The 26,274-nt window shown below is 48.9% G+C and carries 22 protein-coding genes; 21 read left to right on the top strand and 1 reads right to left on the bottom strand.

The window, feature by feature from the left end; genetic code table 11:
- Positions 1 to 190: 190 nt before the first annotated feature.
- The 17 genes from GNP95_RS20565 (at position 191) to pgmB (ending at position 21,105) form a co-directional block, all read left to right on the top strand.
- A complete protein-coding gene (locus tag GNP95_RS20565) occupies positions 191 to 862 on the top strand; it encodes a succinate dehydrogenase cytochrome b558 subunit (RefSeq protein ID WP_155612702.1) in 672 nt (223 codons plus the stop codon).
- Between the two features lie 189 nt (positions 863 to 1,051).
- Positions 1,052 to 2,797, top strand: coding sequence for a succinate dehydrogenase flavoprotein subunit (gene sdhA / locus GNP95_RS20570; RefSeq protein ID WP_155612703.1), 1,746 nt, complete (start codon positions 1,052 to 1,054; stop codon positions 2,795 to 2,797).
- 12 nt (positions 2,798 to 2,809) lie between these two features.
- The gene (gene sdhB / locus GNP95_RS20575; RefSeq protein ID WP_155612704.1) at positions 2,810 to 3,574 is read left to right on the top strand and encodes a succinate dehydrogenase iron-sulfur subunit; all 765 of its coding nucleotides are present in this window, start codon (positions 2,810 to 2,812) and stop codon (positions 3,572 to 3,574) included.
- A 997-nt stretch (positions 3,575 to 4,571) separates the two neighbouring features.
- The gene (locus tag GNP95_RS20580) at positions 4,572 to 5,699 is read left to right on the top strand and encodes an ABC transporter substrate-binding protein (protein WP_155612705.1); all 1,128 of its coding nucleotides are present in this window, start codon (positions 4,572 to 4,574) and stop codon (positions 5,697 to 5,699) included.
- A gap of 59 nt (positions 5,700 to 5,758) precedes the next feature.
- On the top strand, positions 5,759 to 6,631 hold the full coding sequence (locus tag GNP95_RS20585; RefSeq protein ID WP_155612706.1) for a branched-chain amino acid ABC transporter permease: 873 nt from the start codon (positions 5,759 to 5,761) through the stop codon (positions 6,629 to 6,631).
- Positions 6,632 to 6,634: 3 nt separating this feature from the next.
- On the top strand, positions 6,635 to 7,606 hold the full coding sequence (locus GNP95_RS20590; protein WP_155612707.1) for a branched-chain amino acid ABC transporter permease: 972 nt from the start codon (positions 6,635 to 6,637) through the stop codon (positions 7,604 to 7,606).
- Positions 7,606 to 8,382, top strand: coding sequence for an ABC transporter ATP-binding protein (locus GNP95_RS20595; RefSeq protein WP_155612708.1), 777 nt, complete (start codon positions 7,606 to 7,608; stop codon positions 8,380 to 8,382). Before GNP95_RS20590 ends, GNP95_RS20595 begins: the two co-directional genes overlap by 1 nt.
- Before the next feature lie 17 nt (positions 8,383 to 8,399).
- Complete coding sequence (locus GNP95_RS20600) at positions 8,400 to 9,107, top strand: ABC transporter ATP-binding protein (RefSeq protein ID WP_330163540.1); 708 nt, start codon at positions 8,400 to 8,402, stop codon at positions 9,105 to 9,107.
- A gap of 372 nt (positions 9,108 to 9,479) precedes the next feature.
- Positions 9,480 to 10,037 (top strand): L-2-amino-thiazoline-4-carboxylic acid hydrolase, encoded by a 558-nt coding sequence (locus GNP95_RS20605; RefSeq protein WP_155612710.1) that lies wholly within the window; start codon positions 9,480 to 9,482, stop codon positions 10,035 to 10,037.
- A complete protein-coding gene (locus GNP95_RS20610) occupies positions 10,024 to 11,256 on the top strand; it encodes a Zn-dependent hydrolase (protein ID WP_155612711.1) in 1,233 nt (410 codons plus the stop codon). Before GNP95_RS20605 ends, GNP95_RS20610 begins: the two co-directional genes overlap by 14 nt.
- Before the next feature lie 291 nt (positions 11,257 to 11,547).
- Positions 11,548 to 13,305 carry a sensor histidine kinase gene (locus tag GNP95_RS20615; RefSeq protein ID WP_155612712.1) on the top strand — a complete coding sequence of 586 codons (1,758 nt, stop codon included), beginning with the start codon at positions 11,548 to 11,550 and terminating at the stop codon, positions 13,303 to 13,305.
- Positions 13,302 to 14,852, top strand: a complete 1,551-nt coding sequence (locus GNP95_RS20620) for a response regulator (protein ID WP_155612713.1) — start codon at positions 13,302 to 13,304, stop codon at positions 14,850 to 14,852. The genes GNP95_RS20615 and GNP95_RS20620 overlap by 4 nt, the downstream gene beginning before the upstream one ends.
- Positions 14,853 to 14,946: 94 nt before the next feature.
- Positions 14,947 to 16,215, top strand: a complete 1,269-nt coding sequence (locus GNP95_RS20625; protein ID WP_155612714.1) for an ABC transporter substrate-binding protein — start codon at positions 14,947 to 14,949, stop codon at positions 16,213 to 16,215.
- A 12-nt stretch (positions 16,216 to 16,227) separates the two neighbouring features.
- The gene (locus GNP95_RS20630; RefSeq protein ID WP_155612715.1) at positions 16,228 to 17,103 is read left to right on the top strand and encodes a carbohydrate ABC transporter permease; all 876 of its coding nucleotides are present in this window, start codon (positions 16,228 to 16,230) and stop codon (positions 17,101 to 17,103) included.
- 140 nt (positions 17,104 to 17,243) lie between these two features.
- Positions 17,244 to 17,933, top strand: coding sequence for a carbohydrate ABC transporter permease (locus tag GNP95_RS20635; RefSeq protein ID WP_230873925.1), 690 nt, complete (start codon positions 17,244 to 17,246; stop codon positions 17,931 to 17,933).
- Positions 17,934 to 18,089: 156 nt separating this feature from the next.
- Positions 18,090 to 20,435, top strand: a complete 2,346-nt coding sequence (locus GNP95_RS20640; protein WP_155612743.1) for a glycoside hydrolase family 65 protein — start codon at positions 18,090 to 18,092, stop codon at positions 20,433 to 20,435.
- Between the two features lies 1 nt (position 20,436).
- Positions 20,437 to 21,105, top strand: a complete 669-nt coding sequence (gene pgmB / locus GNP95_RS20645; protein WP_155612717.1) for a beta-phosphoglucomutase — start codon at positions 20,437 to 20,439, stop codon at positions 21,103 to 21,105.
- A 158-nt stretch (positions 21,106 to 21,263) separates the two neighbouring features.
- Here pgmB and GNP95_RS20650 read toward each other — a convergent pair whose 3' ends face one another.
- Entirely contained in the window at positions 21,264 to 22,055 is a 792-nt protein-coding gene (locus GNP95_RS20650; RefSeq protein WP_330163534.1) for an IclR family transcriptional regulator, read from the bottom strand.
- Positions 22,056 to 22,390: 335 nt separating this feature from the next.
- Between GNP95_RS20650 and GNP95_RS20655 the strand changes: the two genes are divergently transcribed.
- The 4 genes from GNP95_RS20655 to GNP95_RS20670 are packed head-to-tail and all read left to right on the top strand — an operon-like array spanning position 22,391 to position 26,261.
- On the top strand, positions 22,391 to 23,221 hold the full coding sequence (locus GNP95_RS20655; RefSeq protein WP_230873926.1) for a carbohydrate ABC transporter permease: 831 nt from the start codon (positions 22,391 to 22,393) through the stop codon (positions 23,219 to 23,221).
- A gap of 10 nt (positions 23,222 to 23,231) precedes the next feature.
- Positions 23,232 to 24,446 (top strand): extracellular solute-binding protein, encoded by a 1,215-nt coding sequence (locus GNP95_RS20660; protein WP_155612719.1) that lies wholly within the window; start codon positions 23,232 to 23,234, stop codon positions 24,444 to 24,446.
- A gap of 32 nt (positions 24,447 to 24,478) precedes the next feature.
- Positions 24,479 to 25,360 carry a carbohydrate ABC transporter permease gene (locus GNP95_RS20665; RefSeq protein WP_155612720.1) on the top strand — a complete coding sequence of 294 codons (882 nt, stop codon included), beginning with the start codon at positions 24,479 to 24,481 and terminating at the stop codon, positions 25,358 to 25,360.
- Complete coding sequence (locus tag GNP95_RS20670) at positions 25,344 to 26,261, top strand: ComEC/Rec2 family competence protein (protein WP_155612721.1); 918 nt, start codon at positions 25,344 to 25,346, stop codon at positions 26,259 to 26,261. Before GNP95_RS20665 ends, GNP95_RS20670 begins: the two co-directional genes overlap by 17 nt.
- Positions 26,262 to 26,274 lie beyond the last annotated feature (13 nt).

Raw genomic sequence — 26,274 nt, forward strand, 5'->3', positions numbered from 1 at the left:
TATATTGCAATTCCATTATAAGATAAAAAGGAGTAACATTAAAAGTGACACAAGATGTTCACATGTTATTAAAATCACATGTGAATATAGCCGTTTTGATGTGGAATATATCATATACTTTCCTGACGGCCGGTGTCGAACGATGTTATCGAATAGGGAACGATGGAAACGGAAAGGGGAACACGCACTTATGAAAGGGTTTTATTCCAGAAAGCTGCACTCGCTCCTGGGTGTTATTCCGCTAGGTTTTTTTATTCTGGAACACATGATTACGAACTTTACAGCCGTTGAAGGCGGAAGGCAGGGATTCATGGATGCCGTTGCATTACTGAACAGTCTGCCGCTTGTTATTGTTATCGAAGCGTTATTTATTTGGCTGCCGCTGCTGTATCATGGCGTATACGGCATGTATATCGCATTTCAGGCGAAGCCGAACAATGGCAGATTCCGCAATGAACGGAACCTGCGCTATTTGCTCCAGCGGATTAGCGGAGTTATTGTATTTGCGTTCGTAATCTGGCACGTTTGGGAGACTCGGGTACAAGTTGCATTGGGTAACGTGACGCATGAGGAGCTTGGTGCAGTGATGCACGGGATCGTTACGCAGCCGATCTTCTTCATTATTTATGTGATTAGTGTGATCGCGGCTTCGTTTCACTTTGCCAACGGCATGTGGTCTTTCCTCGTTAGCTGGGGAATTACGGTCGGCCCGCGTTCGCAGCGTGTTTCTTCGAACATTTTCATGGGGCTGTTCGTGATCGTGTCCGTGATGTTTATCTGGTCGCTGTTTGCATTCCGCAACGTGGAATTTGCTGCGGAAGGAACGGCTTTGCTGCAGACGCTGAAACCGTTTGTCGGCTAGGATTGATAAATTAAATGATGTAGTAACGCTTAACAAAACTAAGCGAATGCTTACGAAGCAAGATTTGTTACGTAGTTAATCCAAGAAGTAACGCTCAACAAAACTAAGCGAATGCTTACGAAGCAAGTTTTGTTACGTAGTTAATCCAAGAAGTAACGCTCAACAAAACTTTTAGGAGTTGAAACATATATGGCTAAACAAAGCATTATCGTCGTAGGCGGCGGGCTGGCGGGGCTCATGGCTACGATCAAAGCGGCGGAGGCCGGGATTCAGGTGCATTTGTTCTCCCTTGTTCCGGTCAAGCGTTCGCACTCCGTCTGCGCGCAGGGCGGAATTAACGGCGCTGTTAACACGAAGGGCGAAGGCGACTCCCCATGGGAGCATTTCGACGATACTGTATACGGCGGAGACTTCCTAGCGAATCAGCCGCCGGTTAAAGCGATGTGCGAGGCGGCTCCAGGCATCATCCATCTGATGGACCGGATGGGGGTTATGTTTAACCGTACACCGGAGGGCTTGCTGGATTTCCGCCGTTTCGGTGGAACGAAGCATCACCGCACGGCATTTGCTGGAGCGACGACAGGCCAGCAGCTGCTGTACGCGCTCGATGAGCAGGTGCGCCGCTATGAGGCGGCAGGCCTAGTAACGAAGTATGAGAGCTGGGAGTTCATGTCCGCGGTGCTGGACGACGAAGGCGTATGCCGCGGTATCGTGGCGCAGAACCTTCGCTCGATGGAGGTCGTTACCTTCGCTTCCGATGCTGTGATTTTGGCGACGGGCGGGCCGGGGATTATTTTCGGAAAAACGACAAACTCGGTAATCAACACAGGTACTGCGGCTAGCGCCGTGTACCAGCAAGGTGTGTACTACGCGAACGGGGAGTTCATTCAAATTCACCCGACGGCGATTCCAGGCGACGACAAGCTGCGCTTGATGTCGGAATCGGCTCGCGGCGAGGGCGGACGGATTTGGACTTACAAAGACGGCAAGCCCTGGTATTTCCTTGAGGAGAAATATCCGGCGTACGGCAACCTGGTACCTCGCGATATCGCTACCCGGGAAATATTCAATGTCTGCGTAGAGCAGAAGCTGGGCATTAACGGCGAGAACATGGTGTATCTCGATTTGTCCCACAAGGATCCGAAGGAGCTCGACATTAAGCTCGGCGGCATCATCGAGATTTACGAGAAGTTCATGGGCGATGACCCTCGTAAAATTCCGATGAAAATATTCCCGGCAGTCCATTATTCTATGGGCGGCATGTGGGTTGATTATAACCAGATGACGAATATTCCAGGCCTCTTCGCGGCTGGAGAGTGTGAGTATCAGTATCACGGAGCGAACCGCCTGGGAGCGAATTCGCTCGTCTCGGCTATTTATGGCGGCATGGTGGCCGGACCGAAGGCTGTTGAATATATCCGCGGCCTGAAGAAATCGGCGGAAGATCTTAGCCCAGCGATCTTTGAGAAGAATCGCAAGGAGCAAGAGAGCAAGTTTGAGGCTTTGCTGGCGATGGACGGCACAGAGAATGCTTATGTTATCCATAAAGAGCTCGGCGAGTGGATGACCGACAACATGACGGTTGTGCGCCATAACGATAAGCTCGAAGCGACGATTGGCAAAATCAAGGAACTGAAACAGCGCTACCAAAAAATCAACATTAACGATACGTCCCGCTGGAACAACGCCGGTGCCGCCTTTACCCGCCAGCTCTGGAACATGCTGGAACTCGCGGAAGCGATGACGCTGGGGGCATTGCTGCGCAACGAGAGCCGCGGGGCTCACTACAAACCGGAATTCCCGGATCGTAACGATGAAGAGTTCCTGAAGACGACGAAGGCAAAATGGACGCCGGAAGGACCGCAAATCTCATATGAAGAAGTGGATGTATCGCTGATTACACCGCGGATTCGCGACTATTCGAAGGATAAATAGGAGGGGAATGTCATGGCTACTGCGGAAACAACAGCCAAAAAGGTGAAGTTCATTATAACGCGCCAAGACAAGCCGGATTCGGCTCCCTATACGGAAGAGTTCGAGCTGAACTATCGTCCGGGCATGAACGTGATCAGCGCCCTGATGGAAATTCAGCGCAACCCGGTAAATCTGAATGGCAAGGACACGGCTCCAGTATGTTGGGATTCCAACTGTTTGGAGGAAGTATGCGGTGCTTGTTCGATGGTAATTAACGGCAAGCCGCGTCAGGCTTGTGCTGCTTTGATCGATAATTTGGAGCAGCCGATCCGGCTGGAGCCGATGAAGACGTTCCCGGTTGTCCGGGATTTGGTCATCGACCGCAGCCGCATGTTTAATGCGCTGAAGCGCGTCAAAGCTTGGATTCCAATCGACGGAACTTATGATTTGGGTCCAGGGCCGCGCATGGCGGAGAAGAAACGCCAATGGGCATACGAGCTGTCCAAGTGCATGACCTGTGGCGTCTGCTTGGAGGCCTGCCCGAACGTGAACGAGAAGACTGATTTTATCGGTCCGGCAGCGATCTCCCAGGTAAGGCTGTTCAATGCTCATCCAACGGGCGAAATGAACGCGGAAGAGCGTCTGGAGGCGCTGATGGGCGACGGCGGAATCGAGGGCTGCGGCAACTCGCAGAACTGCGTGCGCGCCTGCCCGAAAGGCATCCCGCTCACGACGTCTATCGCCGAAATGAACAAGGCGACGACCAAGCATATGTTCAAAAATTGGCTGGGCGTGTAAATCGTGAACAGCTCTTGCATCCGTGCCTAACAGAATCTAGAGAGGCCAGTTTTCCCCATGTAGTTTGGGAGAAAGCTGGCTTCTTTTTTTGGGAGGAGGTCGATAGGCTGCTGTTGAATGATAGAAGAATGCTATGTATGAGAAAGTGCAATAGCCAGATGGTTAAATCCCTTCCATGCCATATACTTGCATTACTGAAAAGATCCTTCGCAATAATGCTGTGAAATGATTCAATATATGGTTTTATAAGACTCCGGTTCAATTCAAGTTAAGGGGCCGTGTAAATAAATCAGTTCTTGTTAGCGCTTTATTTCTGGGATGGCGGCTTATTTACTTAGAATGGCTTAGAGTGTTGGTGGCGACCCTCCCCGAATATAAAAGGGTAATTTAAAAATCGGAATGTATTTTATACATCTAGTTAGGCGGCTTTATACAAAAATCATGCGTTAAATGCAAAACATGCAATTAGTTTGCCTGAATGGAGCGAAATTGCCAAAATAGCTTAAAACTAAATACAGGTTTTGCAGTTAGTTCCCTCAGAACTGGTTAGAACCTCTGAACTAACTGCATGAAATACATCTAGCTACCTGATCCCGGCATCCAGTCATCACCCAGCTTACTGATCTCGGCCAACCAGTCATAACCTAGCTACCGATCCGGGCCAACCAGTCAAAAACCTAGTACGGCCCCCGACCAACCAGTCATAACCTAGCCAGCTGATTCCGGCCAACCAGTCATAAATCTAGCTACCTTACCCTGGTCATCTAGGAACAGGCATATATCAGCAGTTTAATTATTGGAGAGATAGACTCCGGTTCAATTAAGGAGGCGTGAGGAAAATGCCGGTATACTGTCCTCATCAAATCTAACTTGATTTTGACATTGTCAAAATCGATTCGACCATACAAAAATAAGTGTTGCTTTTTCGAAAAAAAGCCCTATAATTAAATCCATACTTAACTTATAGGATTAATTTTAGTATTTGAGGGGGATCAATATGAAGAGGTCTTTTTTGGTAATTATATTGGCAGGATTGCTTGTGGGTCTGTTGGGCGGTTGCGCCGCGAACGATGGATCGCCGGCTAAGAGTGATACAATTCGGATTGGCCTTGCAGCACCGATTTCCGGTACGCAGGCACAATATGGACAGGCCTTCAAGAATGGCGCTGAATTGGCCGCAGCCCAAATCAACGATGCAGGTGGAATCGATGGCAAGAAGGTGGAGATCGTGGTTCAAGACGATAAGGGCGACTCCAATGAGGCTGTCAACGTAGCGAACAAATTCGTATCGGATAAGAGCATCCTGGCTGTCGTTGGCCACTTCAACAGCTCGGCTACACTGGCAACGGCACCTGTATACAATAAAAACAAAATTGTCGAAATTTCCCCGTCCTCCAGTGCGCCTGGCGTAACGAATGCGGGTGAATACACCTTCCGGGTAATTACGACGGATGCGTTCCAAGCCGACTATTTGGCAAGCTGGTCCAAGGAGCTTGGATACAGCAAGGTTGCTCTAATTTATGAACAATCTGACTTTGGCCTCGGACTACTGGACGTTTATCAAAAATCTGCTCCAGCCAACAATATCGAGGTTGTGGCGGCAGAAGCCTATAACCCTGGCGACAAGGATTTCAGCACAATCCTGACGAAGATTAAGGACAAGCAGCCAGAGGCCATCTTTATCGGCGGATTCTATAACGAGGCGGCTCTCATCTCGCAGCAGGCGAAGAAGCTCAATCTGAGCGTTGATTTTATCGGTGTTGACAGCCTCTATTCCGAAGCTCTGCTTGAGCTTGGCGGGGAATCCGTGGAAGGCTTCAAGCTGATCGGCTTCTTCTTCCCAGGCGGAGACAATGAGGAGGCAACGAAGTTTGCCGCGGATTATGAGGCGGCGTACAGCAGTCAGCCGGATACCTATGCAGCTTATTCCTATGTCGCAACTTCGGTGGTCATTGAGGCGATCAAGGAGAAGGGCGCAGACAGAGAGAGCATCAAGACCTACCTGGAAACCTTGAAGGATTACAAAGGAGCGACCGGTGTGCTGAGCTTTGACGAGAACGGCGACGTTGAGACGGTTCCTTCAAAACTGACGGTGCAAGGCGGAAAATTCGAACTTTATAAATAAGCGCTTCTGGAGCAGGACTGAATTTCAATCCTGCTCCCTGGCTTTGAAAGGATGTTACTATGCTCCTTCAACAACTAACCAACGGATTGACGATCGGGATGATTTACGCCCTGATTGCGCTCGGCTATACGATGGTCTACGGCATCCTAAAAATCGTGAACTTCGCGCACGGCGATATTTTCATGATGGGCAGTTTCCTGGGGCTTTTTTTCATGAAAGAACTGGAATTGCCGTTATATCTCGCATTTCTGCTGTCTGCGGTCGTGACCTCCGGGATCGGAATCCTGATTGAGCGGCTTGCTTACCGGCCGCTGCGGATGGCAGACCGGATCGTTCCCTTGATCAGCGCGCTGGGCGTATCCACGTTTCTGATCAGCTTGGCCCAAAAATTATGGGGGACGGAGATGCGTCCTTTTCCGACGGCATTTGGCAGCCGTACTTATACCTTGGGCAGCATTACGTTTTCCGAAATTCAAATTTTGATTCTGATTCTGTCTTTTATTCTGATGCTTGGCCTGCATCTGTTCGTCACAAAGACGAAGACCGGCACGGCGATGCGGGCGACCTCCATGAGCCTGACCAACGCGGCTTTGATGGGTATCAATACGAACCGGATGATCAGCCTAGCCTTCGGAATCGGCTCCGCGCTTGCCGCCTGTGCAGGCATCATGGTCGGTATTTACTATAACGCGGTATACCCGACGATGGGGTATATGGCAGGGATCAACGCCTTTACGGCGGCGGTACTCGGGGGAATCGGCAGCATTCCCGGAGCGATGTTAGGCGGCGTATTGCTCGGGCTGGTTGAGACGCTGGGCGGCGCTTATATTTCCACGCAGTACAAGAGTGTCATTTCGTTCGCAATCCTTATCATTGTGCTGCTGATCCGGCCGTCCGGCATTCTCGGCAAAAAAGATATCAACAAAGTGTAGGTGATGAGCTTGAGCTTAAGAAAAACAACGGCCGTAGGAGCGGCGGCTGCCGTGTTAATCGTTCTGCCTTTGGTGCTGCAGCAGGTCAACGATTACTGGATGCACATCGTGATCATGATCGGGATTTTCTCCATCCTGTCAATGAGCCTCAACGTCATTATCGGATATGCCGGACAGTTCGCGCTCGGACACGCTGCTTTCTATGGCATTGGCGCTTACTCCGCAGCCCTGCTCATGATACATTTTCAAGTTTCATTCTGGATCGCACTGCCTGCAGCCGCTGTGATTGCAGGATTTTTCGGCTTTTTGCTCGGAACTCCGGTCATTCGCCTGAGGGGGGACTATCTCGGGATCGTAACGCTCGGGTTTGGAGAAATCGTGCGGCTCATTTTCGTCAATTGGGTGGATGTGACGCGCGGGCCTATGGGCTTGCCGGGGATTCCTGCTCCGACTTTGTTCGGCTACACCTTTAGCGGCAAAATGGAGTTTTATTATTTGATTCTGGCGCTTGCGCTGCTGACCTTTTTCGTCATTCACCGCATCGTTCATTCCGGCGTCGGCCTCAGCCTAATGACCCTTCGCGAGGACGAGACGCTGGCGCAATCGATCGGAATTCGTCCGAATAAGTACAAGCTGCTCGCTTTTACAGTAGGAGCGTTTTTCGCCGGTATCGCCGGAGCGTTCTGGGCTTCCTATATTTCCTTCGTCAGCCCTGACGCCTTCCGCTATCTGGACTCAGTCAATATACTGGCGATGGTGATCCTGGGGGGATCAGCCAGTCTGCCGGGCTCCGTGCTCGGCGCAGTCATTCTCGTACTCGCTCCTGAGCTGCTGCGTTATATGAGCGACTATAGAATGATGCTGCTCGGACTCGCGATCGTCCTGATGATGATCTTTAAGCCGACCGGGTTCTGGGGAGAGAAGCACCGCAGGTATAATTTCTACGGCATGGTGCGGAAAGGTGAGGGCAAGTGATGGATAACGTACTGGAGCTGGAGAAGGTGTCGGTGAAATTCGGCGGGCTGGTTGCATTGAATAACGTGGATATGACGGTACGCCGGGGCGAGATTCTGTCGATCATTGGACCAAACGGGGCTGGTAAAACGACGCTGTTCAACCTGCTAACGGGCATCTATCAGCCGACCTCCGGCAGGATCATTTACAAGAGCCGGGTCATCAACAAGCTGAAGCCGTTCAAGCGGGTCGGCCTGGGGATTGCCCGAACCTTTCAGAATACGCGATTGCTGAAAAATATGACGGTGCTGGAAAATGTGCTTGTCGCGCATGCGGAGTGCAACGGGGAAGGCCTGCTGCAATCAATTTTTGCCCGGAGTTCTACGGCTAAGCGGCGTGCCGCCATCGTTGCGGAATGTACTCAGAAATTGGAAGTCGTAGGGTTGGCTCATAAGCTGGACGTCTTAGCCGGAAGCCTGCCGTACGGGGAACAGCGGCTGCTTGAAATTGCAAGGGCGCTCGCTACAGGCTGCGAGATTCTGCTGCTCGATGAACCGGCAGCGGGAATGAACGCAGCGGAAAAAGCCGAGCTCGTGAAGAAAATCCGGCAGCTCTCCAAGGAATTCAACATCGAGATCATCTTGATCGAACACGACATCGGCATGATCATGGATATTTCCGACCGCATTGTGGTCCTGAATTACGGTCAGAAGATCGCCGAGGGCAGCGCGGAGGAGATACAGAATAACCCTGATGTCATTCAGGCCTATTTGGGCGGGGAGGTCGAGGAGCTTTGACAAGCGGCAGCCAAGCTATTTTGGAAATACATGATTTAAGCGTAAATTACGGTGTAATCGCGGCTGTAAAACAAATGAATCTGCATATTCAGCCAGGGGAAATCGTGGCCTTGATCGGGACGAACGGCTCGGGAAAAACCTCGGCCCTCCGCAGCATCTCGGGTTTGAACAAGAGCATCCAGGGAGAAATCCGTTTTCAGGGACAGGAGATTACGAAGCTGGATCCCCATAAGATCGTGGAACGGGGCATTTCGCAGGTGCCTGAGGGCCGGGGAGTATTCCCTGATTTGACCGTGCTGGAAAATCTAAAACTCGGCGCCTATGTCCGGAACGACAAAACGGGGATTGCCGCAGATATTCAAGGCATGTTCGAGTTATTTCCGCGGCTGGAGGAGCGCAAGAAGCAGCTCGCCGGGACGATGAGCGGCGGGGAGCAGCAGATGCTGGCCATCGCCCGCGCTCTAATGGCGAGGCCGAAGCTGCTGCTGCTGGATGAGCCTTCCATGGGCCTTGCGCCGCTGATCGTGAAGGAAATCTTCGCGGCAATCCGCAAGGTGAACGAGGAAGGCGTATCCATATTGCTGGTGGAGCAGAATGCTACCATGGCGCTTGCGACCGCCCATCGCGGTTATGTAATGGAAACGGGCAGCATCGTCGTGGAAGGCGATGCTGCGGAGTTAAGGAATAACGACGTAGTCAAATCCGTCTATTTGGGCATCGGCTAGCAGTAAAATAGACAGAGTTCAAATTTTATAAATGGATTAATAGTAGTTAGTTTCTGCGATAAGGAAGGAAAAGTAAATTTAAATGGATTTCATGTCGTTAGAGAAAGGGGAATGGCCAATTATGGGCAGGATTCTTGATTTTAGGTGCATGAAATCCATCTAATCCCCTGACTCATTCGTATAGAGCCTAATTAGATGCATGAATTCCATTTCGTGTTCGATACAACTTATATAAGATTAACTATAAGACTATAGGAATATTAATACTAAATCTACATTCACTTTAATAGTCAACTTTTATAGTTAGATCATATTTCAATGATTTTAGTCTTGAAGCCAGCACAGATAGATTAATCAAGGAGGCGTCTGAAGATGAGCCAAGAAAAGCAGGACAAACTACAAGAGGAATCCCAGCAAAAGCTGAATCATGACGAAAGCCTGGAGCCGGTATCTCCTTATACGATCATGGCGAAATTGTTTGCCCACCTCTCCAAAGCGGTCGTTGACCGTTTCGGAGAAGAAGGGAAGGACGCGATCCGCGAGGGAGTACGCACGTTTGGCGAGGAACGTGGCCGGGATATTGCCCGCCGTGCGGCAGCTGCCGGACAGCCGAATGATATTCACAGCTATTTGCCGAACTATGATATGGGACGCAGCGATCTGTTCGAATATGAAACGGAATATCATCCGGTGGAAATCGAGCAGAACTTTACAAGATGCGCGTTCGGGGATCAGTGGAAAAAAGACGGCATGGAGGAGTACGGCATCCTCTACTGCCAGATGATCGACCCGGCCATCGCGAAGGGCTACAACCCTAATTTTGAAGTCGTGCACGATAAATATTTGCTTAAAGACGGACATTGCCATTTCAGGTTCCAGATGAAATCATCGGAGAAGGAGCCTGGGGGTGAGGAGAATGGAAATCAATAAAGATCGCCTGTGGGCGAGACTGATGGAGCTGGGGGAAATCGGAAAACAGTCTAGCGGGGGAGTCACCCGCTATTCTTTTACCCTCGATGAATCCCGTGCGAAGGAGCTCGTTATCGCCTATATGAAGGAGGCCGGGCTAGCCGTACGCGAGGATGCGGCCGGGAACATTATCGGCCGCCGGGAAGGGACAAACCCTGAAGCTGCCGTAGTCCTGACGGGGTCCCATATCGACACGGTTCCCGATGGCGGCATGTTTGATGGGGCGCTCGGCGTGCTCTCGGCGATCGAAGCGCTGCAGCGCATAGATGAGCTGGAAATCCGGAACGTTCACCCGATTGAAGTCATTGCTTTTACGGATGAAGAAGGCTCCAGGTTCGGATTCGGGATGATCGGCAGCCGGGCCGTGGCTGGAACGCTGAGGCAGGAGGATTTGGAGCAGCGGGATGAGCAGGCCGTTTCGATTGCTGATGCGATGCGGAGCGCGGGCCTTGCGCCTGAGCGCATAGGGGAAGCGGCAAAGCCCCCGCATGAAGTGAAGGCCTATGTAGAGCTGCATATTGAGCAGGGGCGGGTACTGGAAAACCTGAATAAGCCAGTGGGTCTTGTAACCGGCATCGCCGGGCCGCTTTGGCAGCAGTTCACCCTGAGTGGACAGGCAGGCCATGCCGGGGCGACCCCGATGCCTCTGCGGCGAGATCCAATGCAGGCAGCCGCGGAGATTCTAAATTACATTTACGCGGAAGCGAAAAAATACGAGAACGCGGTGGCTACGGTAGGGAAACTTAGGACTCTGCCAGGCGGAGTAAACGTCATTCCTGGCGAAGTGCAATTCTCGCTCGACTTGCGGGATATCGATGAAGCCGAGCGAGATCGGCTTGAGGCGAGTATTCGAGCCTACAGCCAGCAGGTATGCGAGAAGCTGGGAATCGAGCTGCGGATCGATTTGCTGCAAAGAGTCGCACCGGCTCCTAGCTCCCCTATGGTACAGGAGGCTGTAGCCCAGGCTGGCAAACTCGCCGGACTGTCAGAGCTGCCGCGATTAGTGAGCGGCGCTGGACATGACGGCATGCAGTTCAGTTCCCTATGGCCGCTGGGCATGATCTTCGTGCGCTCGCGTAACGGCATCAGCCATAATCCCGAGGAATGGAGCTCTTCCGAGGACTGTACGGCGGGAACGGAAGTGCTGTATCATACTTTGCTGCAGCTGGCAAACGAATGATAAAGGTTCGCGGATAGATCCTTTTGATATTGATAGATATAACTTCTCCTATTATGACTGCACCTCTATGTTAGATACGATCTGACATTGGAGGTGCAGTTTTTTTATGGCATTCATGGTCTACACATTTACACGTTGATAATTTTTCTTCAGACAGATAAAATATTATCATTCGATTTCATACTAAATTAGATCCCTCATTTGACCCATTCGTTCCAGATTACCGGAATCAAAGCTAGGGCAAAGGGGATTTTTTTGTGTTAAGACCTAGGATGATATGGGGGGACTACGATGAAATGGCTAAAAGGAAGCTTATTTAGAAAATTGCTGGCCGTCATGCTGTGCGTGGCGATTTTGCCATTCCTACTGGCGAGCGTGTTTGCTTACCGTACGATTTCAAGCTCTATGGAGCGGCAGGTGATTGATTTAAATCAGGATTCGATGGAGATTATTTCGAACAACCTCAAAATCTATTTCGAGGATTTGAATATGCTGACAGGCTCTTTTTATGTAGATCCCCAGCTTATGAAATATTTGCGTTCCACGGAAGTCTCTGCCCTTCAGAAGCTGTATATCTACAATAAAGTGAATACTATGTATATCAGCCGTCCTGAGTTTCATGGAGTTCAGTACATCAGCAGGACCAAAAATCTAACCTTCACCTCTTCGGACGTAGGCAACAATGAAATGAAAAAAATGCTTAACGATTATGATGAGATCGAGGGAGAGGCTACCGTCTACAGCGTGAAGAAATTGGGCGGCAAGAACATTTTATTGATCCAGAAAAATCTGGTCGATTACCCGGGGGCGACGATCCTCGGAACGTTAAATATTTATGTGAGCCTTAGTGAAATCGATAAAGTGATTCATACTCAGCGTTTGCAGGATAGCGCTTATTTTTTAATGATTAATGAACAGAAAGAATTTCTGTACAGTTCGCTTGAGCAAGCGACTGGGGTCGAGCCTATGCATAGCAAGATGGCGGGTATCAAGGGATCATTCGCAGGGGAAATGGATGGGAGCAAGGGCGTATTCATCTATTTGAACAATTCAAATAAAACTTTGCCTTTCACTCTGGTGAAATATGTATCCGATTCGGTCATCAATGCCCCTGCAAACAAAACGTTGAGCCAATCCATCGTAATCCTGCTGATCGCGATTATTTTCGTTATTATTTTTGCCGTCGCTTTGTCCTATTTCATTATTTTGCCGATTAAAAGATTGCTTCGCAATATGGTGCGCGTCGAACAGGGGAACTTTAATATCCAGAAGGAGAACCAGAGATTGGACGAGCTCGGTATTTTGGAGGATCGCTTCTATATCATGGTACGGAATCTGGATGATTTCATGAATAGGGAATATCGGTACAGGCTGGAGTTGTCTACAGCACAATTGAAAATGCTGCAGGCGCAAATTAACCCGCACTTTTTGTACAATACGATGCAGTATATCGGTACGGTTGCGTTAAAAGCGAAAGCTTATGAACTTAGTGATAAGATCGCTGAGCTAGGATCGATTCTGCGGTATAGCATGGATTTCCGCACCGACGTTGTTAAGCTGAGCATGGAAGTCAAGCATATCGAAGACTACATGTCCATTCAATTGGGGAGGTTCAAAAATAAATTAACCTATTCTATGACCTGTCATCCTGACGCTACGTCCATTGAAGTGCCGAAGATGCTGCTGCAGCCTTTAATTGAGAACAGCATTGTGCATGGGATCGAAAAGGGGCGCGGTTACGGAAGCATCCGGCTTGAAATAGATTTAACCCAAAACGAGGAAGCTGAAAAGCAGATCCTCCTAATTCGCGTAATCGACAACGGCAAGGGAATATCGGCTGAAAAAATTGAGGCGATCCGCAATGAGTATTTAGAGGATAAGCTGCATTACGGCGATAACGGAATCGGTTTAATTAACGTATTACAGCGGCTGCGGCTGCTATATGGCTCCGATTTCACATGGGATATGGCCAGCGTGCATTATGAGGCGACGATTATTTCATTAACCATCGCATTGGACAAGACAGGAGAAAGGAACGAACAGCAATGAGAGTTTTAATTGTCGATGATGAGGAGCATGTCAGGGAAGGAATCGACCTGGCGCTAGATTGGGAGCAATTCGATATTCAGGAGCGATTACAGGCTGAGAATGGCAGCCAGGCCTTGGAATTGATCCACCGGCATAAGCCGGAAATTGTATTTTGTGACATGAGCATGCCGGAGATGAACGGGATTCAACTGCTGGATCTCATTCACCGCGATTACCCGGACATACAGATTATCGTCGTTAGCGGATACGATGACTTTATCTATACCCAGGCCACGATTCGCGCTAAAGGCGTAGATTATATATTGAAGCCGTTTAAAAAACGGGATCTCGAACAAGCGCTGTCGCAGGCTGTTGCTTTATGCAAACAGAGAGAGAGCAGTTTGCGGGCCAAGCGGGATACAGGCTTCCTTGTACAGCAGGCTGATTTTGTCGTGATGGAACAGAAGATGTCCCAGCTGTTAAAAGGCGATGACGTATTCATGCCTGAATTGGATAATTACTGCCGTAAGCTCGGCATGTCGCCAAGCTGTATCAGAATATCCCTCATATTAATGAGGAATGGCTCCAGTCTGATGAAGCGGCGTTATGACGGGGATAGCGGATTGTTCTCCTTTGCGGTCAAGAATATAGCTGAAGAATCGTTAGAGGGGTATGGAAGCCATCTTCTATTCAATTTTGAGGAAGAAGTATGGGTATTGGTTACAGGAGAAACCCCGGGCAGCGAAATGACGAGCTCATTGAATTTCTATATCCATAAAATGACGGAGGCGTGGAATTCGACGATTGGACTCAAGACGTTCACGGGGATAAGCCGGCATGTTTCCGGTTTGCTCCAGATTCAGCAGCAGTATTGGAGCGCGAGGGCGGAGCTAATTCAGTCTCCGATTATTGCTGGACAGCGAGCTGGCCTTGAGAGACCCGTATTGTCCGATAGGGAATTACAGTTGAATATTGCTCTAGAAAATGGGGACAAGCAGCGGATCGAAGAGGTGATTCATGGATTTACGGACGAGCTTCAGCAGTGTGGGAATGTTACCCTGGCAGATCTTCAGCGCTATACCAAGGAAGCCAATTATATGATCGAGCGCGCCAGTCTTCAAATGAACAAGGATATTGAAGGCTTATCTCTTTCTATATGGATCAGCTATATCGAGGAATGGAGGATCAGGTGGGTTCAGCAGTGGTGGAGGTTGATTGAGGAATACGGGAATAACGGGTACGAAGGCAGGAGCATTCAACTTATACATGATTATATTGAACAGCATTTTCACGAGAATTTTTCCTTGAATGAGCTATCGGAGAAATTCCACTTCAGTCCGCAGCATATCGCGAGGAGATTTAAAGAGAAGTATAACATGACTGTCATCACCTATCAGACGGAATTGCGCATGCAGAAGGCCAAATCATTGCTTGAGCATACCGATCTGCCAGTAATAAAAATTTCGGAAATGGTCGGTTATCAGGATGAAAGCTATTTCAGCAAAGTGTTCCGCAGACAACATGGCTTACCCCCGTTAAAATATCGCAAGATGGTACGAGGTTCATAAAATACTAGTTTCGGCGAAGATCGTCTATGTTTCGACATCTAAGAAACTCATAGAATAAAGTTGTAGCAAACAACAACTTAGGGGGTATATAAAGATGCGCAAGGCTATATTAATGCTTCTCACCAGTGTTGTACTATTGTCCTTGATCAGTGGATGCGCTGGCGGAAGCAGCCCGAAAACCAATCAGGGAGCGGGGGCGGATTCCGAAAAAGTTACGATTAAAATTATGGATTTCAAGACGGAAATCACGGATAAAATCAAAGCGATGGCCGCCGATTACATGGCTGAAAATCCAAATGTCATTATTGAGGCTCAGGTTACCGGCAATTACGATACGCTGGTGAAAACCCGTTTTGCTGCTGGGGACGGCCCGGATATTTTCATGACGAGAGCTTATACGGACATTCAGGATTGGTCGGAAAGACTCGTTGATTTGTCCAATGAGCCATGGATGGATAAGGTTATTCCTTCGTCTGTACCGGGGATGGCCGTTGATGGCAAGAAGTTTGGCTTTCCGCTTGCGGTCGAAGGCTACGGCTTCATTTACAACAAGGATTTGTTCGCGCAAGCAGGCATCGATAAGCTGCCTACGACACTAACGGAATTGAAGGAAGTTAACGAGAAATTGAAGGCGGCAGGCATTTTATCTTACGCTGAAGGTTACAACTCGTTCTGGGTACTCGGCCAGCATTTGTTCAATCTTCCATTTGCTTATGAGCCGGATTCAGAAGGCATGATCGACAGAATGTATAAAGGCGAAGCTCAAATTGCCGATCTGCAAAATTTGGACGGATTCTTTGATGTCTTGGACATGACCGTTGATTACGGTAAAGGCACGGATACGATCGGTCTTAACTACGACAATCAAGTGTCCGAATTCGCCTCCGGCAAAACGGCTATGATCCAGCAAGGCGTATGGGCGATCGATTCAATCACGAAGATCAATCCAGATATGAACATCGGGATGTTCGCGATTCCTTTGAATGATAACCCAGAGGATACAAAGATGCCTGTAGGCGTATCTACTTATTATTCCATTAACAAGGATTCCAAGGCGATTGAGGAGAGCAAGAAGTTTTTGACCTGGCTGCACGAGAACGGCCAGAAGTATATTGTAGATTCTTATAAGATGATTCCTGCGTTCACGGACTTGGAAACGACGGCTGATCTAGGGCCTTTGGCGGAAGATCTCGACAAATATTTGAAGGATGAGAAGACGCTGATCTGGTCGTTCCAGCTGTGGCCATCCGGGATTGCAGAAGACTTCACAGTACCTCTGCAAGCCTATGTCGGCGAACAATATGACAAAGATCAAGCCATCATAGAACTTCAAAGCATCTGGGATCAAAAAGTCAGAAAATAGGAATGATTGGACATGGCGATTAAATCACGCGGATGGTTGATATACGCAGCTTTCGTTGCGCCAGCTATCCTGTTCTTCACATTGATTATTCTGATTCCATTCCTGAGAGCGATTATCTTCAGCTTTCAGGATTGGGATGGAATTAGCAGCAACATCAATTGGGTCGGGTGGAGCAACTATCAACAGCTGCTCCACGATGCCTCCTTCTGGAAGTCTTTTAAATTTACGGCTAAGTATGTTGCGGCGACTACGGTTCTGCTGAATGTTTTTGGACTGCTCCTTGCCCTTGGCCTGAACCGGGCGATCAAGCTCAGAAATTTGCTGCGGACGGTCTATTTCTTGCCTTATGTTATGGGCTCGGTCATTGTAGGCTTTATCTGGAAGTTTATTATTACGAATTTGTTCGCCCAAATCGGAGAGGCTACCGGCTGGTCTATGTTTCAAAAGAACTGGCTGAGCCTGCCTGATTATGCGTTCTGGTCCATTGTCATGGTTGCCGTATGGCAATCTGTGGGCTACTTCATGATCATCTATCTATCTGCCCTGCAGGGCGTACCGAAGGATTTGATAGAAGCTTCGGAAATTGACGGAGCGGGTTATTGGGGCAGAATGCGAAATGTCGTATTCCCGCTAATCAGACCAGCGATTACGATTAACCTATTCCTGGCAATTGCCAATGGCTTCAAAGGATTCGACTTGAACTACTCGTTGACGGGTGGAGGACCTTTCGGTACTACGCAATCATTGGCTTATCACATTTACACCGAAGGCTTCGGCAGAAATTTGTTCACCTATGCTTCTTCAAAGGCGGTTATATTCTTCCTTATTCTAGCTACCGTCACTATTGTTCAGTCTATCGTGCTGAAACGTAGGGAGGTAGAGATGTAATGAAGGCACGCGAGAAGAAACTGAATTGGATCATTTTCACAATCCTATTTGTAATTGCTATATTCGTTTTCTTTCCATTGTATGTCACGTTGGTGAACTCATTTAAATCCTATAATGAAGTTGTTTCATCGGTAGCTTCATTGCCAAACATATTGCGCTTTGATAATTTCAAGACGGTATGGAATCAATTGAATTTCGGCGGCGTGTTCATGAACTCATTAATCATCACGGTCGTTTCCGTAGTTGGGATATTATTGATTAGTGCGCCTGCCGCATATCAATTCGTACGGCGTCCCGGATGGGTGAGTACGGTACTGTTCATGCTGATTCTGTCATCCCTGGTTATCCCGTTCCAGTCATTGATGATTCCGTTGGTGAAGGTAGCCAGCGACCTGCACATGATGGACTCGATCATCGGGGTAATCATCATGTACTGGGGCTTCGGTATCCCCTTAGCATTGTTCCTGTATCACGGGTTCATCAAATCGATTCCTCGTGAGCTGGAGGAGGCCGCATTAATTGACGGCAACGGCATAGTTGGCGCATTCTTCCGCATTGTACTGCCGCTGCTTAAGCCGATTACGACAACGATTGCCATTCTGCATTCCTTATGGATCTGGAATGACTTCCTGCTTCCGTTGATTACGCTCAGCTCCAAGAAGAATCAGACGATTCCGCTTGCTTCGTCGGTGTATTTCGGGCAATACATGAATGAATGGCATTTGGCAATGGCCGCCCTGACGATGGCGTCGATCCCGGTCATTCTCTTCTTCATTATCATGCAGCGCAACATTATAGATGGAATCACTGCGGGCGCGGTTAAGGGTTAAGAAGCAGCTTGCACGGATCATTTGAATGATTGATGCCCGTATTTCCCTGTTTTCCGATGGGGAGACGGGCTTTTTGTCTACGTATTGGGACAACAAATTAAGATATACATTGCGATGCGGGAAAACAGCATCCGATTGGAGGAATTTAGCGTGGGAATGAAATATGATTTAGGAACTGGCGAGGAGAAAAACTGGATTGTGGCCGAATCCTCCTTCTCCAGCAATTTGCTGGGGAAAGCTGAAGCGATTATGTCTCTCGGCAACGGATATATGGGCTTGCGCAGCGCTGCGGAGGAGCCCTATGTCGGTGAAGTAAGGAACCTGTTCGTCGCCGGAACCTTTAATAAATCAGATGTTATGGAAGTATCGGAGCTGCCTAATGCCGCCGATGTGACCCGGATGAATATTTATATTGATGGTGAACGATTGGATGCATCCGTGCGGACGGAGGATTACGTCAGGGCACTGAACCTAAAGACTGCGGAGTTGAGAAGATCGTTTATTTGGACAACCTCCGCCGGGAAACAGGTGGCATTGAAGTTTAGAAGGTTTGTGTCGCTCGACAACCTGCACGTTATCGGCATGCAGATGGAGCTGGAGGCATTGAGCGATGACGTGCATGTGAGCGTAGAGAGCGGCGTGAACGCCCAAGTTTCCAACAGCGGGGCACAGCATTTCTTTGAAGGTGAGAAAAGGATCTACGACAAGAAGTATGTGGAGATGGTGGCGAGAACGAAAGAATCCCTTATCGACTTCATGTTTCATACGGTGCATCACGTTACTCTAGCGGGTTCGAAGCTGAATGATCCGTTTATGCGGATGGATCGCCGTTTGATTATGCTCAGCTATAAAGGTACCCTCGCGAAGGGGCAGAAATTCTCGCTTGAAAAATTGACGACCGTGCATACTTCCCGGGATAAAGCGTTCGACGGTTTGACGCTGAAGGAGATGCGCGATCGTGCCCTGTCAACTTTGAAGAAGTGCGCAGCCAAGGGTTATGAAGGTTTATTTGCACAGCATGTGCAAGCGTGGGAGCAGAAGGTGTGGAAGCAATACAAGCTTAACATTGAATCCGAAGACGTCTTTGACCTTCTGGCGGCGCGCTTTGCACTCTATCATTTGACTATTATGACTCCGGCCCATGATGAGCGGATGGGGATTGCTGCCAAGGGGCTTAGCGGCGAGGGCTATCAGGGTCACTCCTTCTGGGATACGGAGATGTTCATTCTTCCGTTCTTTATTTATTCCAATCCTGAGGTAGCCAGATCGCTCTTGATCTACCGTTATTTAGGGCTTGAAGGGGCGAGGAAGAAAGCGCGAAGCAATGGCTACGAAGGAGCTATGTACCCCTGGGAGGCTGCCTGGCCGAGCGACGGCGAGATGGCCCAGGAATGGGGGCGCGTGGATATCGTCACCGGGAAACAGACAAAAATCTGGACCGGTTTTATCGAGCAGCATATTACTGCCGATGTAGCATTTGCGGTATGGCAGTACTATAAAGTAACCGGCGATCAAGCTTTTATGGACGATTATGGATATGAAATTATTTTTGATACGGCCAGATTCTGGGGCAGCCGCCTGGAATGGGATGAAGACAGAGGACAGTATTGTATTAATGACGTGATCGGCCCTGATGAGTATAAAGAACATGTAGACAACAATGCGTTTACGAATTATTTTGCCCATTTCAACATGCAGCTCGCCATCAAGTACTATAGCCGTCTGAAGGAGAGCGATTCTGCCGTATTTCACCGTTTGAATGAAGCGCTGGATTTGGATCAGGCGATGGAAGCCTGGATGGAATGCATTGATAAAATCTATCTTCCGCAGCCGGGAGAGGATTTAGTTATCCCGCAGGATGATACTTACCTGACGAAGCGGATTATCGATTTGACAAAATATAAAAACCAGACGCATGTAAATACGATTTTCGAGGATTACAGCTTGGAGCAATTGAGTGATATCCAGGTATCCAAGCAGGCCGATTTGATGATCCTATTCTATTGGCTCGAAGACAAGTTTACGCATGATGTGAAGATTGCCAACTACAATTACTACGAGCCGAAGACGATCCATGACTCCTCCTTGAGCCTGTCCACGCATGCGATACTCGCCAATGACTTGGGCGATCGCCAGCTCGCTTACCGATTATTCAGGCAGGCTTGTGAGATCGATCTGGGGCCAGAAATGAAATCCTCCGATTTAGGGATGCATACGGCCTCCATCGGCGGCATCTGGCAGGTGATCGTGATGGGCTTTGCCGGAATGCGCATGCTGCATGGCGAATTAAGGATGGATCCGAAGCTGCCGGAGCATTGGAGCAAGCTGGAGTTCATGATCAATTGGCAAGGGCAGCGCTTAGAAGCGGAGATCACGAAGGATCGGCTAGTGATAGAGGCGATGGATCGCGTCCCGGTTGAGCTGGAAGTTTACGGGAAGGAATATCGCTTCAACGATGTGTTGACGATCAACCTGGCAGAAGCGAAAGGGGAGAGAGACTGACATGAAACTGCAGGCTGTTTTATTCGATCTGGATGGCGTCATTACCGATACCGCAGAATTTCACTATTTGGCATGGAAGCAAATGGCGGAGCCAATCGGAATCGAAATCGATCATGCTTTCAATGAGCGGCTCAAAGGGATTAGCCGCATGGAATCCTTGGAGCGGATACTGGCGCATGGAGGCAAGGAGCAGCAGTATACAATGGAGCAGAAGCAGCGATTAGCTGCAGACAAGAACAAGCATTACGTTTCACTGCTCACGCAGCTTACACCTGAGCATGTCTACCCGGGAATTCCTGAATTGCTTGACCAACTGGCGGAGCTTCAAATCCCCGCGGTGCTGACATCTGCGAGCAAGAATGCGCCGCAAATTTTAAGCGCTCTACGTCTTGATGAACGTTTCCATACGATTGTGGATCCAGACGGTATGCCCGGCAAGCCGGCACCCGATATCTTCTTGAAGGGAGCGGGGGCGGTTGGAGCGGACCCTGCGTACTGTATCGGGGTCGAGGATGCACAGGCAGGCGTCGAAGCGATTAAGGCGGCAGGGATGTTCGCGGTCGGGATCGGAGAGAAAGGGCTGCTTTGCGCCTCCGGTGCGGATATCGTGTTCGAGAGCACGGCCAAGTTGAATTTGACTGCATTGCTGAAAGCGGCAAAGCTGGATTAGCAGCAAGCGAAAATAAGCTGTATGGCTTATATAGCTTCCTCCCGCTATAACGGGAGGAAGCTGCGCAAAAAATAGTTAAACCATAGTAGAACCTCGTGAGAACCGTGCGGGGTTCTTTCTATTATCGGACTTTGATAGACCTTATGCTATTATTCAGCTCAGTCAAGTAGTGTTTTGACCGGGTACCCGAACTGGCTGGAAATCCCCCCCGCTGCAGCTAACAATTCCGCGAGGACTTGCTTCTCGTTCTCCTTGATTCGAGATAGCGAACCGATGATGCTGATCGTGCCGATCGTTTGCCCGGCGGCATCCTTTACGGGTGCGGCGATGCTGTAGGCGCCCGCCTCGATTTCCTCGTCTTCAATGCTGTACCCCTGCTCCCGGATTTGCTGCAGGTTATTCAGAAGCTTCCTTTTATCGGTAATCGTCTTCTCCGTCAGCTTGGTTAACTTGTAATTCTGCAAAAAGCTCTGCAGTTCGAGCTCTGGCATATGGGCCAAAAATATTTTGCCTGATGCAGAGGCGTGCATCGGCAGCTTGCTGCCGGCCCGCGAGCTAATGATGAAATAGTTATTCGGCGACTCTACCTTGTCCACACAAAATATCTGCTCGTGCTGATAGACATATAAATGAGAGGTCTCATGAAATTTCTTGGTCAGCTCTGTAAGATACGGATGGCCGATCTCCTTGAGGTCGAGGCTTTGCGACACTAGGTTGGCCTTCAAGAGAAATTCGAGGCCAAGCCGGTATTTGCCGTTGTTCGGATTTTTATCAATATATGAGTAGGCACAGAGCGTATTGATGAGACCATATACCGTGCTTATGTTCAAATTAAGCCTCTCGCTGATTTCGGTGAGCGACAGCTGAGTATGTAACGAATCAAAGCAATTCACAATATCAAGCGCCCGTTTCACAGATTGAATCAGACGGGGATTTTTCTCGTTCAACACTATAACCTCCAACTGTATTCCTGTTATTTTTATCTATATCCACTATGTTCAGGTCTTTATCTGACAATGTCAATAGGGGTTTGATATGCAGACCCTAGCAAACAACTAGGAGCAGTACAAACATGAACATAAGCTTGAAACGTATATTCTGCTATAAAACGGCCTTGGCCCGGATTCGTCCGGATCCAAGACCGTTTTGTTTTGCCTGTGTAAAGCGGCGCAATCCAGCAAGCTTCACTTAACTGCACCTTAATATAAAGATAATACCCAGTAAATAGAATGGATTTATAGTAAACGTATAGACGTCTAGACAAATAAAAAAGAAGGAGAACGATTTGAATCGGTTATTAACGAGCTCCAAGTATGTTTTAGCGGGTTTGATGCTGTTGTGGACGCTGTTTCCGATTTATTGGGTGACGGTCATTGCCACGCAAAATTCGTCGGATTTATTTTCTAAGGTGTCACTGCTGCCCAATTCCATCACAGTGCAGCATCTGGTGGGCATTTTTACAGAAGATCATTATGTGTTGCCGTTATTCAACAGCATGCTCATTACGGTGTGTTCCCTGCTGATTGTGTTGTTGTTCGGGGTGTCCAGTGCTTATGTATTGGGAGGAAGAACGTTTAAAGTCGCGTTTAAGAAAACGCTGCTCATATGGATTCTGCTGGTCAGAGTATTGCCGCCGATTACGTTTGCTCTGCCTCTCTACATATTAATGAATAACGTTGGTCTTCTGAGTACTAAGATCCCGATTATACTAGCCCATGTGCTGGTCAACATTCCTTTGGTGATTTGGTTTATGATAGGCTTCTTCGCGAACGTTCCCGATGAGATCGTAGAAAGTGCGCGGATCGATGGAGCCTCCGAATTCCAAATCTATACCAGGGTCGTGCTGCCGTTAGTGGTGCCAGGAATTGCCGCCGTGACGATATTATCGTTTATGGCCTCATGGAATGAATATTTGTATAGCGTTATTTTTATTCAAAGCCCTGGTGATTTTACGATTCCTCTGAAGCTGGCCACGTTAAATAGCGAACAGGAGTTGACGGAATGGGGCAAGGTTGCAAGCGGCGGCATCGTGTCTTTAATACCCGTGATATTGATCGCTATGTTAATGCAGAGATACTTGATGAGCGGTCTTACCGCGGGCGCAGTGAAAGAATAGGAGGATTACAATGAAAAAGAATGTCTTCATACTAATCAGTTTTGTTATAGTCGCGAGCATACTGGCAGGCTGCCAAAGCAAGGGGGCGGACAAGCTAGTCGTCGCTGCAAGGGGAGGCTCTCATGTGACGGCGATGGAAGCCGTGAAGGAGGCCTTCGAAAAGGAGCATAACGTGCAGGTCGAAATTATCGGGCTCGAGGCAGCGGATTTGAAGCAAAAAATATCGTTGGACGCAAAAAATAAAAACGGAGCCTACGATTTAATTATGGCAGACGACCCTTGGATGCCGGAATTCAGCGAAGCGGGCATTTTTGCTAATCTATCCAAACTGGGCGTTACCGAGGACGCCGATTTTGAAGCATCGTCTCTGGCCTTGGGCAAGCATCCGTATGGTGCAGGCGAGCTGTATGCTCTGCCTTTCTCGGGAAATGTCCAGTTGTTCTTCTATAATAAGCAGCTGCTCGATAAGCATAATTATGAAGTCCCTCAAAGCTGGGAAGAGGTGCTGAGTATGGCGAAAACGATCCATGAACAGGATGGAGTCGCCGGTTACGTGATTCGCGGGCAGCAGGGAAATCCGATCGTATCCGACTTTTTGCCGATTTTTTGGGCGTATGGCGGACAAGTATTCGATGACAATTGGAATGCGCAGATTGATTCCGAAGCAGGCAAAAAAGCATTAAACACATACATGGAGCTTCTCGCCGTTGGGGCGAATTATGAAACGACAGATATCGTCAGCTCGCTGGCGACGTCTCAGGCAGCGATGGCATTGGGATGGCCGTCGTGGTTTATTACGGGCGAAGAGGCTAGTGCTGAGTATTCGCCGGTTCCGGCTCAGGCTGCAGATGGCGCTGAAGCGTTCGCTACAGGAATGATCGGCAACTGGATGATGGGAGTAACGGCCAATTCGAAAACGCCTGAGCTGGCCGCCGAGTTCTTAACGTTCATTACAAGCTCTGAAGTTCAAAAACAAATGGTCGAGCATGGCGGGGTGCCAACAAGAAAAAGTGCGTATCTGGACAGTGAATTGTCCGCGAAATACAAGCATTTTCCGGTTCAATTGGAGGCGCTGGAGAACTCCGTGGCAAGACCGAGAACACCGCTTTGGTCACGCGTAGAAGAAGCGCTCGGCACGGAACTGTCCGCAGCGATTGCTGGCACGAAGACGGTGGAGGCCGCACTGTCCGCAGCGAATCAAGAGATCAATCAGATCATGAAATAAGGTTCATTCAAATGTGAAGGAGTGGAATGAACTTGCATAGCAAGCAGCGGTTTCAATGGGCCATGCTGGCCCCGGTTATTTTACTCTTAACTGGATTAACGGTTTTTCCAATCGGTTATACGATCCTGAACAGTTTTACCGATTATTATTATTTAGCCAGCGAATCCAAGCAGTTCATCGGATTTTCCAATTACATCAAGGTTATTCAGGATGAAGTGTTTCTTAAAGCGGTTTGGAACACGGTAAAGTTCATGGTGCTGGCCGTTACGGCTGAAATCGCATTGGGACTGGGAATGGCCGTGCTTGTCGAAAGCCTGAAAAGGGGCTTGAAAATACTTCGTATTTCGCTTCTCCTCCCGTCTTTGCTGCCGCCCGTGACCGTGGCGCTGATTTGGCAGATGATGCTTAGCAATCATAATGGCATCATCAATCATTTGCTGTCTTATTTCGGGAGAGGGCCCTTTAATTTCTTAATGGATATCCACACGGCCTTTTATGCTGTCTTGTTCATTGATATTTGGCAGTGGACGCCATTTGCATTCTTGTTGATCTATGCTGCGCTGCAGGCAGTGCCCAAGCTGCAGTATGACGCCGCCAAGGTGGACGGGGCAGGAAGAGGCCGCATATTTCTTCATATTACGCTGCCGAATATTATGCCAAGCCTGATGATGGTCATTTTGCTTCGCACGATCGATACCTTCAGACTGTTCGATAAAGTGAATATATTGACCGGCGGAGGGCCAGCCAATTCCACAACGACGATCACTCAGTATATTTACAGGCACGGTGTATATAATTTGCAAATCGGATATGGAGCTGCCGCTTCCATGATCATGGTTCTTTTGGTGCTGACGTTCTCGATATTTTATATTAAGCGGTCGATTGGAGGAAGCGGGCATGACATGCGTTATTGATTTTTTGAATGTTGGCTTCGGTGAGGCTGCAGTTGTACGAGTCGAGGACGGGCAGCGTTCCATCTGCCTTGTAGTGGATGCTGGCGATCTGAATTGCGATAAGCATGCGAGAAGATGCAGCCTGGGGCAGTATATTCGGGAATACGGGATAAACAAAATCGATGCGCTTATCTTGACTCATTTCCATAAGGATCATATCGGCGGGGTGCATGAAGTGCTGGGGCGTGTTCCTATAGGGGAAATTCTGCTTCATGTGCCTTTGCCGGCGCATCTGTCCAATAGTAGGCTGAACGATCATTCCACGCCGATCTTGGCCTCGCTATCTCTGTACATTTCTATCTTGCGACAAGCCGAGGAGCTTGGTATTCCCGTACGCCAGATCAGCGAACCATTTGTTCTGTCAGGCCTAGCGGCTGAGTTCAGGCTGCTTATGCCAAACCAGGCGAAGCTTCAGCGGCTCCAGGCTGAGCTGGAGAGCTTGGATGTGGAGGCGCTTAACCTGCAGGAGGAACGTTTAACGAGGATTGATCGTTTGCTCAACGATACCGCTCTGGCCGTGTTAATTCGTTACGACAATGAACATGCTGCGCTCTTGACTTCCGACGTTGGACTGGATTTCTGGGATCCGTACAAACCGGAGATCGAGAACATCTTTCTACTGCAAGCGCCGCATCATGGAGATTCGAGAAATATTTCCCGGGCATTGTTACACACCGTGTCGCCCCAGGTTATCGTGGTCAGCGCCGATGATGAGGGGACATATCAATTGCCGCATCCTGAATTTGAGGCCGTGGTACAAGAGCATTCGGAGGCTCGCATTTACTATACGGAGGAAGCCGGGAGCACGCATAGAATTATTCGCATGGACTTGAATGAGCGGACGATACACCTGATTAACTAAGAGATGGAATTCA

This window comes from Paenibacillus woosongensis, from assembly GCF_009725165.1.
Classification (GTDB): Bacteria; Bacillota; Bacilli; order Paenibacillales; family Paenibacillaceae; genus Fontibacillus; species Fontibacillus woosongensis.

Excerpts from the sequence above, each read along its gene's own strand:
- GNP95_RS20565 (WP_155612702.1), top strand. The coding sequence starts at position 191 with ATGAAAGGGTTTTATTCCAGAAAGCTGCACTCGCTCCTGGGTGTTATT.
- GNP95_RS20660 (WP_155612719.1), top strand. The coding sequence starts at position 23,232 with ATGAAAAAGAATGTCTTCATACTAATCAGTTTTGTTATAGTCGCGAGC.
- pgmB (WP_155612717.1), top strand. The coding sequence starts at position 20,437 with ATGAAACTGCAGGCTGTTTTATTCGATCTGGATGGCGTCATTACCGAT.
- GNP95_RS20590 (WP_155612707.1), top strand. The coding sequence starts at position 6,635 with ATGAGCTTGAGCTTAAGAAAAACAACGGCCGTAGGAGCGGCGGCTGCC.
- GNP95_RS20630 (WP_155612715.1), top strand. The coding sequence starts at position 16,228 with ATGGCGATTAAATCACGCGGATGGTTGATATACGCAGCTTTCGTTGCG.
- GNP95_RS20620 (WP_155612713.1), top strand. The coding sequence starts at position 13,302 with ATGAGAGTTTTAATTGTCGATGATGAGGAGCATGTCAGGGAAGGAATC.
- GNP95_RS20670 (WP_155612721.1), top strand. The coding sequence starts at position 25,344 with ATGACATGCGTTATTGATTTTTTGAATGTTGGCTTCGGTGAGGCTGCA.
- GNP95_RS20640 (WP_155612743.1), top strand. The coding sequence starts at position 18,090 with ATGAAATATGATTTAGGAACTGGCGAGGAGAAAAACTGGATTGTGGCC.
- GNP95_RS20610 (WP_155612711.1), top strand. The coding sequence starts at position 10,024 with ATGGAAATCAATAAAGATCGCCTGTGGGCGAGACTGATGGAGCTGGGG.
- sdhA (WP_155612703.1), top strand. The coding sequence starts at position 1,052 with ATGGCTAAACAAAGCATTATCGTCGTAGGCGGCGGGCTGGCGGGGCTC.
- GNP95_RS20585 (WP_155612706.1), top strand. The coding sequence starts at position 5,759 with ATGCTCCTTCAACAACTAACCAACGGATTGACGATCGGGATGATTTAC.
- GNP95_RS20605 (WP_155612710.1), top strand. The coding sequence starts at position 9,480 with ATGAGCCAAGAAAAGCAGGACAAACTACAAGAGGAATCCCAGCAAAAG.
- GNP95_RS20615 (WP_155612712.1), top strand. The coding sequence starts at position 11,548 with ATGAAATGGCTAAAAGGAAGCTTATTTAGAAAATTGCTGGCCGTCATG.
- GNP95_RS20625 (WP_155612714.1), top strand. The coding sequence starts at position 14,947 with ATGCGCAAGGCTATATTAATGCTTCTCACCAGTGTTGTACTATTGTCC.
- sdhB (WP_155612704.1), top strand. The coding sequence starts at position 2,810 with ATGGCTACTGCGGAAACAACAGCCAAAAAGGTGAAGTTCATTATAACG.
- GNP95_RS20580 (WP_155612705.1), top strand. The coding sequence starts at position 4,572 with ATGAAGAGGTCTTTTTTGGTAATTATATTGGCAGGATTGCTTGTGGGT.
- GNP95_RS20595 (WP_155612708.1), top strand. The coding sequence starts at position 7,606 with ATGGATAACGTACTGGAGCTGGAGAAGGTGTCGGTGAAATTCGGCGGG.